The following is a 12,111-nucleotide window of genomic DNA, read 5'->3' on the forward strand; positions in this document are numbered from 1 at the left end:
TCGCACTTTTATGGTCTGGCGATACTGGAGGGCGGCGGGACGGGTCAAGGCGGCACCGAGCCTCAGCGCGCGATGCGCAGGTTGGTGAGCGAGGCCATGATGTCGCTGAAGGCGTTTTCCAGATCCTTGGCATTGGCGGCGCTGTAGAAATACTTCGCCTTGTCCCTGTAGGGCAGCTCGGTTTTTCGGAGGTCGCCGATCTTGTAGGAGGCGCAGCCTTTCAGGAGGCCGTTGACCATAGTCTGGTACTGGGCCGGAATGTCGAAGGCGATCGTGTAGATCAGCACGCCGTCCCGCGTGACGGGCCCTTTCTCGTCGTTGAGCTGCGTGCCCGAGCCATCCTTAAGCTTGATCCGGCCATCGTTCTTGGAATTTTCGCAAATGGCAGCGAGCCTTCCGTTCAACGCGGCGGTGTAATTGCTGTCGGTGTTGGCCGTGGATACACCGCTCTTGTAATCGAAGAGGCGCGCCACGCTCTGGCCGGGCTCGTTATAGTCCGGACCCGCATAGCCATAGGCGCCGAAGGTAGAAACCGCGTCGCTGTAAGAATTGTAGTAGGTGTTCTGACCATCCGTCATGACGATCATCGCCTTGATGTTATTTTCATCGCCGGCGGCTCGACCCTCGGAAAAAGGTTCGTTTTTGGACAAGACCTTCCATCCCCATTCGACCCCTTGCGGCACATTGGTCGCCCCCGTCGCCACGAGTTTATCGACCGCCGCGAGCGCTTGGGACTTGCTGTTCGTCAAAGGCGTCAGCTTGGCCGAGTCGCACATGAAGCTCGGCGTGTTGCGAAAGTTATTCGCCACCGGACCATCCTGGCGAACGTTGGAGAAGTATTTATCGACATTCATCAGGCGCTGCCTGTAATTGCCTTTCGAACTGTCCACGAGATAACTGTTTGTCCAGGAACCATACAAATAATTATCCGGCTCGTCGGGCGCGAGGTAAGGGACAAACAAGGTCGCAGGCTCCAGTTCGGAGGGCGAGGCGTCCGTCAGTGCATATTTGGCCGCCCGCGACTCCACACATCCTCGATAAGCCCAGTTGGAATTCTTCGCCCCAAGCGAAGCGTAAATGAGTTGCCGGGTTAGATAGGTCGTCGGATTCAGAAGCGATGTCGAAGTGGAGTATCCGTTGACCTTGACGGCGAGCGGCTGATCAAGGCCTGTCGCGCCGTGATACGTTCTCCAGTCGAGATTTTCGTTGTGGAGCGGTGACAGTCCCTTGGGGTCCATCCACCAGTCGTTCAGGTGCTCCGGCCCAACATTCACCCCACCCGAAAAGGGCACGATGCCGACGCGCACCGGGTCCTGGGGCCCAGCGGACGAACCCGATCCGAAAAGGGTGTCAATCGCCTTCGCGGCCTGGGTTTTGAGGGTGGAGATCTTGGCGGGGCCGCCCTTGGCCGGACTGTCGTTCATGGAGCCCGACGTATCGAGCACGAAGGCAACTTCCACCGTGGTGGAGCCGACCGCGACGACGCTCTGCGTCCTCGCGCAATCCTTTCCTTTCAATCCCGTGAACGAGATATTCAGCGCCGGGAGAAAGAAGGGATCGTAGGTGGAGCAGACGGAAATCTTCAGTTCGCGTGTTCCCTCCGGCGTCCAGTCCGTCCCCTCATAGGTCAGGGTCCCGGTCGTCTGCGCGACACCGGCCATGTTCGCGGCGAACACGTTTTCGGCCAGCGTCTGAAGCCGGCCCGAGTCCTGGTCCACGCTGAACTGTTTGGCCGCGGCGAGCGCGGCTGCGTCGGTGGCGGACTGAACGGCCGTTCGGCCGCTGTAGAAGAGGCTGATGTCGGCCGCCGCCGCGATCCCCATCAGGATCGGAAAGAGAAGAACCGCCGCCATGATGGTGAAGTTGCCGCCCCGGTCCCGCAGCAGGGCGCGTCGGAACGGCCGATCAGCCGGCGGCGGGGTCTGTGTTTCGAACATCTCAGAACGCACTCCGGTCGCAGCGCTTCAAACCCCGGGTGGCACCCGAACAGGCGATTCGCTAAGCCATCATGCATAGTTAAGGACGGAATCTTTCCAATCCTTCCGTATCGGGTCATCATTTTTGCCGGTCAGACTGGTGCGGCGTTAACCTTAACGCCATCTGCGATACTCGCCACCTTGCGGCGCGACGACGAATCTTGACAGGGAGGGATGCCCTCCCCTATCTAGGCCGCGTTAGCACTCCACTTTAGTGAGTGCCAGAATCCTCGGATCGATCGCTTCGCTGGTCGGTCCCCCCATAGCCAAGAAGGTTCGACTGAGATGGCCAACGTGAATTTCCGCCCCCTGCACGATCGTGTCGTGGTGCGGCGCGTCGAGTCCGAGAGCAAGACGGCTGGCGGCATCATCATCCCGGACACCGCGAAGGAAAAGCCGCAGGAAGGCGAGATCGTCGCCGTCGGCGCGGGCGCTCGCGACGAGACCGGCAAGGTCAACCCGCTCGAAGTCAAGGCCGGCGACCGCATCCTGTTCGGCAAGTGGTCTGGCACCGAGATCAAGCTCGGCGGCGAAGACCTGCTCATCATGAAGGAATCCGACATCCTCGGGATCGTCGGCTGACCCATCGTCCGGACTGATCGTTCGGTCCGTTTCCTTCCCTTTCCATTCGACACGGCGCGGACCGGTCCCCGGCGCGCCCAGGAGACGAAAACATGGCTGCCAAGGACGTAAAATTCGGTCGTGACGCCCGCGAGCGCATGCTGCGCGGCGTCGACATTCTTGCCGACGCGGTGAAGGTCACGCTCGGCCCCAAGGGCCGCAACGTCGTGATCGACAAGTCGTTCGGCGCGCCTCGCATCACCAAGGACGGCGTGTCCGTCGCCAAGGAGATCGAGCTCGAGGACAAGTTCGAGAACATGGGCGCCCAGATGGTGCGCGAAGTGGCCTCGAAGACCAACGACAAGGCCGGTGACGGCACCACCACCGCGACGGTTCTGGCCCAGGCCATCGTCCGCGAGGGCGCCAAGGCGGTTGCCGCCGGCATGAACCCGATGGACGTCAAGCGCGGCATCGACGCAGCGGTCGCCAAGGTCGTCGAGACGCTCGTCTCCTCGGCTCGCAAGATCGAGACCTCCGACGAGGTCGCTCAGGTCGGCACCATCTCCGCCAATGGCGAGAAGGAAATCGGCCAGATGATCGCGTCCGCGATGCAGAAGGTCGGCAACGAGGGTGTCATCACCGTCGAGGAAGCCAAGACCGCCGAGACCGAGCTCGAAGTCGTCGAAGGCATGCAGTTCGACCGTGGCTACCTCTCGCCCTACTTCGTGACCAACGCCGAGAAGATGGTCGCCGAGCTCGAGGACGCGTACATCCTCCTGCACGAGAAGAAGCTCTCCAACCTCCAGGCGATGCTGCCGGTTCTCGAAGCCGTCGTGCAGTCGGGCCGTCCTCTCGTCATCATCGCCGAGGACGTGGAAGGCGAGGCTCTGGCCACGCTCGTCGTCAACAAGCTGCGTGGCGGCCTGAAGATCGCGGCCGTCAAGGCTCCCGGCTTCGGCGATCGCCGCAAGGCCATGCTCGAGGACATCGCGATCCTCACGGGCGGTCAGGTCATCTCCGAAGACCTCGGCATCAAGCTCGAGAGCGTCACGCTCGACATGCTCGGCCGCGCCAAGAAGGTCTCCATCACCAAGGAGAACACCACGATCGTCGACGGCAACGGTGAAGCCGACGGCATCAAGGCGCGCGTCGCCCAGATCAAGCAGCAGATCGAAGAGACCTCTTCGGACTACGACCGCGAGAAGCTCCAGGAGCGTCTGGCCAAGCTCGCCGGCGGCGTCGCGGTGATCCGCGTCGGCGGCTCGACGGAAGTCGAAGTCAAGGAAAAGAAGGACCGCGTTGACGACGCGCTCAACGCGACCCGCGCGGCCGTGGAAGAAGGCATCGTCCCCGGCGGCGGCGTGGCTCTGCTGCGCGCGTCCAACGCGGTCGACCTGAAGGGCGAGAACGCCGATCAGGACGCCGGCATCGCGATCGTCCGCAAGGCGCTCCAGGCTCCGATCCGTCAGATCGTCCAGAACGCCGGTGGCGAAGGCTCGATCGTGGTCGGCAAGATCCTCGACAACGGCTCGCTGACCTTCGGCTACAACGCCCAGACGGGCGAGTATGGCGACATGATCCAGGCCGGTATCGTCGATCCGGTGAAGGTCGTTCGCTCGGCTCTGCAGGACGCGGCTTCGGTCGCCGGCCTCCTCGTCACCACCGAAGCCATGATCTCCGAAGCTCCGAAGAAGGACTCCGGTGCTCCTTCCATGCCGGGCGGCGGCATGGGCGGCATGGGCGGCATGGACTTCTAAGCCCAACAGGGCGAAGAAGGCCATCAAGCCGCCCATCCTCAAGGGTGCTGAAACCGGGCAAGCCCGGTTTCAGGTGGCGGCATGGACTTCTAAGCCCAACAGGGCAAGGAAGGCCATCAAGCCGCACATCCTCAATGGTGCTGAAACCGGGCAAGTCCGGTTTCAGGTGGCGGCATGGACTTCCAAGCCCGACAGGGCAAGGAAGGCCGATAGGCTTAGTCATAAGGGGGCTCGCGCAAGCGGGCCCCTTTTTTTCGTGCCTGCCGTTCGGATCGATGCCCTCTGTTCAAGCCGCCCTTCGGAAGAGTTGACCCTTCGCGCGCTGGCGCATCGCGGCGATTTCGCGTCTATGACAGGGCCGAAACGGGGCGCTCGCCCCCCCCCCCTGTCTGGACGGTGCATGAGCGAATTCTTCATCTTCTTCTTCGTCGGTGCCTTGGCGCAACTGGTGGATGGCGCGCTGGGCATGGCCTATGGCGTCATTTCTTCGACCGTCCTCATGAGCTTCGGCGTGCCGCCTTCGGTCGCCTCGGCCTCGGTCCACACGGCGGAGCTTTTCACCACGGCCGCTTCGGGCACGGCCCATATCGTCAACCGCAATATCGACTGGAAGCTGTTCTGGCGGCTCGTGCCCTTCGGCGTGATCGGCGCGGTGCTCGGCACCTATGTGCTGACCTCGATCGATGGCGGCACGATCCGTCCCTTCGTCGCGGCCTATCTTGCCGCGATCGGCATCATGCTGACGCTGCGCTCCTTTCGCACGATCCCGCGAGCCCAGACGCCCATGGCGCTCGTGCCGCCGCTGGGCGCGGCCGGCGGCTTTTTGGATTCAATCGGCGGCGGCGGCTGGGGGCCGGTCGTGACCTCGGGCCTGCTTGGGGCCGGCGGCCAGCCACGCTACGTCATCGGCACGGTGAACGCCGCCGAATTCCTTGTCACGCTCTCGGTTTCGCTGGCGTTCCTTCTGGCGCTCGTCACCGGACATTGGGAGGAAGCGGGCGATCTGACCGACCACGCCCTCTCGGTGCTGGGCCTGATCGCGGGGGGCATTCTGGCCGCACCCTTGGCGGGCTACGCCGTGAAACGCATTCCCGAACGCTGGCTCCTGCGTATCGTGGGCCTGCTGATCTGCGCACTCGCGCTCCAGCAGATCGTCGCGATCCTGTCGAAAATGTAATCTTGAGCCGGGAACGGATCGCTGCGCTCTGCTGTTCTCCTTTTCGAAAATCGGACACGGCGTCCGATACACCTTGAGGAGACAGGTTATGGTCGACAAGAACGAGATCTCGGGCGGCGCCAAGGAACTCGGTGGCAAGGTCAAGGAAGGCCTCGGCAAGCTGGTCGGCAACGATCGCCTGCAGGCCGAAGGCCTCGCCGATCAGGCCGAAGGCAAGACCGAGAAGAACTACGGCAAGGTCAAGGACGCCGCGAAAGACACGCTGGGCTCCAAGCACTAAGTTTCGGGTTCAATCGTTTGAGTTGGGAGCCAGCCGAAAGGCTGGCTCTTTTCGTTGGGCCAAAGGGTTTCTCCCCTCCTCTTGTCGTGATAACCGCGCGGAGGCGCCGCTCCCACACGCGGGACGACGGGCGCCTTGTCGCGAGGGGAAGACCGATGACCAGCACCAGACGCGAAACGGATTCGATCGGCGCGATCGACGTCGCGAGCGACCGCTACTGGGGCGCGCAGACCGAGCGCTCCCTCAACAATTTCCGCATCGGCACCGACAAGCAGCCGATCGCCGTGATCCACGCCCTCGCCACGGTCAAGAAGGCCGCCGCGCGCGTCAACCGCGCCATGGGCAAGCTGGACGGCAAGCTGGCCGAGACGATCGAAGCGGCCGCCGATGAGGTCATCTCCGGCAAGCTCGACGATCATTTCCCGCTCGTGGTCTATCAGACCGGCTCGGGCACGCAGACCAACATGAACGTCAACGAGGTGATCTCGAACCGGGGCATCGAGATGCTCGGCGGCGAGCAGGGCTCCAAGAAGCCGATCCACCCGAACGACCACGTCAATATGGGCCAGTCCTCGAACGACGTGTTCCCGACGGCCATTCACGTGGCCGTTGCCATCGAGGCGACGAAGCGCATCCTGCCGGCGATCGACGCGCTCCATGCCTCGCTCGACAAGAAGGCGAACGAGTTCGATCACATCATCAAGATCGGCCGCACGCACACGCAGGATGCCACCCCGATTACGCTCGGCCAGGAATTTTCGGGCTATGCCGCCGCGCTGAAGCTGGGCAAGCGCCGCATCGAACAGGCGATCGAAGACGTCTATGCCCTCGCGCAGGGCGGCACGGCTGTTGGTACCGGGCTGAACGCCCCGGTCGGCTTCGACGTGAAGATCGCCGCCGAGATCGCCAAGCTCACCGGCCTGCCGTTCCGCACGGCCGAGAACAAGTTCGAGGCGCTCGCCTCGCACGGTGCGCTGGCCTTCTTCCACGGCTCGCTCAACGCGCTCGCGACCGATCTCTTCAAGATCGCCAACGACATCCGCTTCCTCGGCTCCGGCCCGCGTTCGGGCCTCGGCGAGCTGTCGCTGCCCGAGAACGAGCCGGGCTCCTCGATCATGCCGGGCAAGGTCAACCCGACCCAGTGTGAAGCGCTGACCATGGTCGCCGCCGAGGTCTTCGGCCACGAGACGACCGTGACGGTCGCGGCTTCCCAAGGCCATTTCGAGTTGAACGTCTTCAAGCCCGTGATCGCCAATGCCGTGATCTCCTCAATCCGGCTTCTCGCCGACGGTATGGATTCGTTCCGCGAACATTGCGTCGATGGCATCAAGGCCAACGAGGACCGCATCAAGGATCTGATGCAGCAGTCGCTCATGCTGGTGACGGCGCTCGCCCCCACCATCGGCTACGACAATGCCGCGACCATCGCCAAGACCGCCCACAAGAAGGGCACGACGCTGCGCGAGGAAGCCCTCGCCTCCGGCCTCGTCTCGGGCGAAGACTATGACCGGATCGTCGATCCAGCGGCGATGACCCGTCCGGGCTGATCGCCCTTTCCAGAAGATTGGTCTGATGAGACGCCCCAATCGCGCGATTGGGGCGTTTTTCGTTGACGATCAGTCGCGTTCCGCCGGGCTATCTTGGCCATGAGCCATGGTTCACATTCAACTTCATCAAAACGGCCATTACGGAGCCACGCACTATGAACCCCGCAGTTGTTCTCGCCGGACGTGTTCTTCTATCGCTTCTCTTCATCTATGCAGGCTTCGGGAAGCTCAGCAATGCAGCGGGCACCGCAGGTTACTTCGCCAGCGTTGGCGTTCCTGGCGGCATAGCAGCGGCATATCTCATAGGCGCTCTCGAGTTTTTTGGCGGTCTCGCCATTCTTCTCGGCTTTCAGACGCTCATCGTCGCTTACGTGTTGGCCGTCTTCACGCTAGGCACGATTTACTTTGGCCATTACGGCGATATGCAGGCTTCGTTGAAAAACCTCACGATCGTCGGAGGTTTCTTGATCCTGGGAACGGCTGGCGCCGGCGCTTACTCGGTGGACGCGCGCTCGCGCCGCGCCTGAGACAAAGCCCCTATGGCATTCGCGGCGGCCGCCTTCGGGCGGCCGCTTGGCGTTTCAGCCTTGGAAACGCCTGACAAGCTCGGCCAACGCCGCTTCGTCCAAAGCCTCGCGCGGCTTGGTCGCCAGCGCCAAGCAGGCCTCCGAGCGAAGGATCGTGCCGTCTTTGAGAACGCGCAGGTGATTGGCCGTCAGCGTCGAGCCCGTGGAGGTGATGTCCACGATGATATCGGCCGAGCCCGCCGCCGGCGCGCCTTCCGTCGCGCCCAAGCTTTCCACGATGCGATAGCTCTGGATACCGTGGCTCTTGGTGAAGAAGCCCTGCGTCAGGCGCCAATATTTCGTCGCGATGCGCAGGCGGCGGCCATGGGCGGCGCGGTAGCCGGCCGCGACATCGCCGAGGTCTTCCATCGTTTCCACATCGAGCCAACTGTCGGGCACGGCCACCACGACATCGGCATGGCCGAAGCCGAGGCGGGAGACGATGCGGCCGCGCTCGTCGAAATCGGGCATGGTCTCGCGAAGCAAGTCCTCGCCCGTCACGCCCAGATCGATCGCCCCATCGCGCAGCTCGCGCGCGATCTCGGAGGCCGATAGGAGGAGGACGTCAAGCCCCTCCATGCCCTCCGTGCGGGTGCGATAGGAGCGCGCGTCGTCGCTCGGGTGAACCGTGATACCGGCCGAGGCCAGCGAGGCCACGCATTGCTCCTTGAGCCGGCCCTTGGACGGGATGGCGAGCGTCAGCGTCATGGCCGCGCCTCCTTCTGCGCCTTGGGCAGGCGGTCGAGATACAGAGCGAAGCCGACGGCCGGAATGGGATCGCGCGCGCCGAGATAGGACACGAGCCGGTCATAGCGGCCGCCGCCCGCCAGGGGCTCGCCCAAACCCGGCGCACCGATCTCGAAGACGAAGCCCGTATAATAGTCGAGCGTGCGCCCGAAGGCGGCGCGATAGCGCAAGGTGGAAAGATCGACGCCGGCCGCGGCCAGCGCCTCGGCCCGCGCGTCGAAGAAGGCGAGCGCGCCCGTGAGGTCGAGCCCGTGCTCATCCGCCAGCGCCCGCAGGCGCTCGGAGGCCTCTGACACCGCGCAGTCCAGCGACAGGAAAGCGCGCAGGCGCTCCAGCGCCGCGCCGCGCAGGCGCGTGTCGGACAGGCGCACCTTCTCCGCCAGCCGCGCCGCGATCTCGGCCGGGGATCGGCTGCGATTGGGGGGCAGGCCCGCGTCGTCCATGCGCGCCTGCACCAAGGCTTCCAGCTCGGCAAGCCGGTCTTCCCGGGCGAGGGCCAAGGCATCGGGCGCGATATTCTCGACCTCGCCCGAGCGGTCGGAGGCCAGCGTTTCGAGCGCCCGCGCCAAGAGATCGTTCTGGCCGAAGGTGCGGATCAGGCGCCGCTGCCAGCCGGCCGGAAGGTCCAGAGCCTTCAACACGGCCTCGAACAGGCCCTGATCGCCAATGGTGATCGACAGGCGCTCGGCCTCGGCCAGGCCGCAGGCGGCGAGCGCCGTCAGCGCTTCGGCCAGCGTCGCCGCGTCGGCGCGGGCACGGTCGGTGTCGCCGAGATTCTCGATGCCGGCTTGGCGGAACTCAGCCGCCTCGCCCCGCCGCTGGCGGAAGACGAGCCCGTTATAGGCGTAGCGGCGCGGAAGGGCCTCGTCGCCCTCGATATGGGCGAGGCAAACGGGAATGGTGAAATCAGGGCGCAGGCACAGCGTTTCGCCGCCCTCGCCCCGCGTCAGGAAGATGCGCCGGCGCAGGTCCTCGCCGGCCGTGTCCAGATAGGGCTCGGCGCGCTGGAGAAGCGGCGTCGAAACCAGCGAGGCGCCGACCGAGGCGAAGAAACGCGCCAGCGCGCCGTCGAAGGGCGTGCCGGTTTCGGCCGCCGGAAAGAGCCGGCTCATCGGCTCGCCCTCACGAGCGCCCGGCGTGGCGGTCGAGGATGCGGCGCACGGCCTGCACGAGATCGGCCTCGTCCACGAGTTCCTGCCCCGCGCGCGCCTCGCGCCATTCGGCATTGTCCTCGATCCCGGCGGCGAGGCGCTTGCCTTCCACGAGATCCTTCACCTGCACCTTGCCGGACGCCTTCTCGTCTCCGCCCTGGATAACGACGACGGGCGCGCCGCGCCGGTCGGCATATTGCAGCTGCTTGCCGAACTGCTTCGGATTGCCTTGAAACACCTCGACCGGCACCAGCGGCCGGCCTTCGCCGTTCAGCTCACGGCGGAGCAGCGTCGCCATGCGCTGGTAATCGGCCATCCGGTCGCGGTCCATCACGGTGACGACCACGGGGCCTGGCAGGGTTTCGTTGCCGAGGCGGCCGAGATTCTTCAGCGCGGTCTGGAGCCGCGAGACGCCGATGGAAAAGCCGGTGGCGGGAACCGGCGTCGACATGAAGCGCGAAACGAGCCCGTCATAGCGCCCGCCGCCGCCGACCGAGCCGAACTGCACCTTCTGGCCCTTCTCGTTCACGACATCGAACAGAAGCTCGGCCTCGAAGACGGGGCCGGTGTAATATTCGAGGCCGCGCACGACGGAGGGGTCGATCAGCACCCGCTCGTCGCCATAGCCGGCCGCGACCGCGAAGGCGCGGATCTGGTCGAGTTCGCCCAGGCCCTCGTCCACCACGGGATGCCCGCCGAAGGCCGCGCGCACAGCCTCAAGACGCGCCTCGCCCGAAGCGTCCGTCAGTTCGAAAATGCGCAGGACGCGGGTGATCGCCTCGTCCGGCAATTCGGCGCCCTTGGTGAAGTCGCCCTTGCCGCCGCCCTCGTCCAAGCGGCCGGGGCCGAGCAGCAGGCGCACGCCCGGCGCGCCGAACTTGTCGAACTTGTCGAGCGCGCGCAGCACGGTGAGCCGGCGCGGGGCGTCCCCTTCCAGCCCGATCGCGTCGAGAATGCCGTCCAGAACCTTGCGGTTGTTGACCCGGATCACATACTGGCCGCGCTCGATGCCGAGCGCCTCCATCGTGTCGGCCATCATCATCGCCATCTCGGCATCGGCCGAGACGTTCGGCGCGCCGACGATATCGGCGTCGAACTGCATGAACTGGCGGAAGCGGCCGGGGCCGGGCTTCTCGTTGCGGAAGACGTAGCCCGCCCGGTAGGAGCGATAGGGCTTGGGCAGCTCCTCGAAATTCTCCGCGACATGGCGGGCGAGCGGCGCGGTCAGGTCGTAGCGCAAGCTCAGCCATTCCTCGTCGTCGTCCTGCAACGAGAAGACGCCTTCGTTGGGCCGGTCCGAGTCCGGCAGGAACTTGCCGAGCGCGTCCGTATATTCGAAGAACGGCGTTTCCACGGGCTCGAATCCATAGGTCTCGTAGACGCGGCGGATGATGCCGAGCATCCGCTCCTGCGCCAGGAGATCGGCGGACGTGCGATCCACGAAGCCGCGCGGCTGGCGGGCCTTCACGCGGGAGGGCTTCTTGGGGGCCATGGGACTGCCTGCGAATAAGGACGAAACGAGTTAGCTCGCGTCCTAGCCCATGGAACGCGGGAGCGGCAAGGCTGACGCCATTTTCAGCGCGGCCGGACGAAGTTTTGCCGCGCCGCCTCGCAGTCTCCCCGAATGCAGCAGCCCTCCATATGGTCGTTCACGAAGCCCATGGACTGCATGAAGGCATAGGCCGTGGTCGGGCCGACGAAGCTGAACCCTTCCGCCCGCAGCGCCTTGGACAGGCGCTGGGAAGCCGGCGTCTGCGGGTTGGCCCGCGCCCATTCGAGGGTCATGCGTTCGGGCCGCTCGCTCGCCGGCGGTTCGAAGCGCCAGAGGAAGGCGGCGAGGCTTGCGCCCGTCTTCTCGCGCAGCGCCAGGGCGCGGCGGGCATTGTTGATCGTGGAGACGATCTTGCCGCGATGGCGGATGACGCCGGGATCGGTCACGATGGATTCGATGTCAGCCTCGTCGAAGGCGGCCACGCGCTCGATCTCGAACCCATCGAAACGCTCGCGGAAATGCGCGCGCTTGCGTAGGATGGTGATCCAGGACAGGCCCGACTGAAAACCTTCGAGGCAGAGCTTTTCGAAGAGCCTTGTATCGTCGGCGCTCGGCCGGCCCCATTCCTCGTCGTGATAGCGCACATAATCCTCGCCCGCGCCGGCCCAGGTGCAGCGCGGCTCACCATCGGCACCCAGAAGAAGGCCGGGCGCGAGGGGCGATTCGGGTGCGGAGTCGGTGCGTTCGCTCATGGGCTGAACTTGCATCCCCGCAGAGAGCCGAGCAAGCGAGCTATTCCCCGTGATCACCGCAAGGCGACTTGCCTTGGCCCGCGCAGCGCCGCACAAACAGGGGCC

The 12,111-nt window shown here is 64.9% G+C and carries 11 protein-coding genes; 6 read left to right on the forward strand and 5 right to left on the reverse strand.

Translation table 11 applies throughout. The annotated features are described in order from the left end of the window. Positions 1-62: 62 nt before the first annotated feature. Positions 63-1,937, reverse strand: coding sequence for a pilus assembly protein TadG-related protein (locus AUL28_RS09520; RefSeq protein WP_062231933.1), 1,875 nt, complete (start codon positions 1,935-1,937; stop codon positions 63-65). Between the two features lie 324 nt (positions 1,938-2,261). Here AUL28_RS09520 and groES point away from each other — a divergent pair, with 324 nt between their 5' ends. The 6 genes from groES to AUL28_RS09550 all read left to right on the forward strand — a co-directional run bounded on the left by groES (position 2,262) and on the right by AUL28_RS09550 (position 7,825). Further along, the gene (groES, locus tag AUL28_RS09525; RefSeq protein ID WP_019996686.1) at positions 2,262-2,558 is read left to right on the forward strand and encodes a co-chaperone GroES; all 297 of its coding nucleotides are present in this window, start codon (positions 2,262-2,264) and stop codon (positions 2,556-2,558) included. Between the two features lie 92 nt (positions 2,559-2,650). Further along, complete coding sequence (groL, locus tag AUL28_RS09530) at positions 2,651-4,294, forward strand: chaperonin GroEL (protein ID WP_062231935.1); 1,644 nt, start codon at positions 2,651-2,653, stop codon at positions 4,292-4,294. Positions 4,295-4,694: 400 nt separating this feature from the next. Beyond that, positions 4,695-5,471 carry a sulfite exporter TauE/SafE family protein gene (locus AUL28_RS09535; RefSeq protein WP_062217891.1) on the forward strand — a complete coding sequence of 259 codons (777 nt, stop codon included), beginning with the start codon at positions 4,695-4,697 and terminating at the stop codon, positions 5,469-5,471. Positions 5,472-5,559: 88 nt separating this feature from the next. Then, on the forward strand, positions 5,560-5,751 hold the full coding sequence (locus AUL28_RS09540; protein WP_062231937.1) for a CsbD family protein: 192 nt from the start codon (positions 5,560-5,562) through the stop codon (positions 5,749-5,751). Between the two features lie 155 nt (positions 5,752-5,906). Beyond that, entirely contained in the window at positions 5,907-7,298 is a 1,392-nt protein-coding gene (gene fumC / locus AUL28_RS09545; RefSeq protein ID WP_062231941.1) for a class II fumarate hydratase, read from the forward strand. Positions 7,299-7,360: 62 nt separating this feature from the next. Next, positions 7,361-7,825: a DoxX family protein gene (locus tag AUL28_RS09550; RefSeq protein ID WP_306302758.1), complete on the forward strand. Its 465-nt coding sequence runs from the start codon at positions 7,361-7,363 to the stop codon at positions 7,823-7,825. A 54-nt stretch (positions 7,826-7,879) separates the two neighbouring features. Here the strand turns inward: AUL28_RS09550 and hisG are convergent, their stop codons facing one another. From hisG to AUL28_RS09570, 4 genes are all read right to left on the reverse strand, one after another. Continuing rightward, positions 7,880-8,572, reverse strand: a complete 693-nt coding sequence (hisG, locus tag AUL28_RS09555; RefSeq protein ID WP_062231945.1) for an ATP phosphoribosyltransferase — start codon at positions 8,570-8,572, stop codon at positions 7,880-7,882. Continuing rightward, the gene (locus AUL28_RS09560) at positions 8,569-9,723 is read right to left on the reverse strand and encodes an ATP phosphoribosyltransferase regulatory subunit (protein WP_062231947.1); all 1,155 of its coding nucleotides are present in this window, start codon (positions 9,721-9,723) and stop codon (positions 8,569-8,571) included. Before AUL28_RS09560 ends, hisG begins: the two co-directional genes overlap by 4 nt. Positions 9,724-9,733: 10 nt before the next feature. After that, entirely contained in the window at positions 9,734-11,254 is a 1,521-nt protein-coding gene (gene hisS / locus AUL28_RS09565) for a histidine--tRNA ligase (protein ID WP_062231949.1), read from the reverse strand. A gap of 83 nt (positions 11,255-11,337) precedes the next feature. Next, positions 11,338-12,006 carry a DNA-3-methyladenine glycosylase I gene (locus AUL28_RS09570; protein WP_062231951.1) on the reverse strand — a complete coding sequence of 223 codons (669 nt, stop codon included), beginning with the start codon at positions 12,004-12,006 and terminating at the stop codon, positions 11,338-11,340. Positions 12,007-12,111: the final 105 nt, after the last annotated feature.

It is taken from the genome of Aureimonas sp. N4 (genome assembly GCF_001463925.1).
In the GTDB taxonomy this organism is placed as follows: Bacteria; Pseudomonadota; Alphaproteobacteria; order Rhizobiales; family Rhizobiaceae; genus Aureimonas; species Aureimonas ureilytica_A.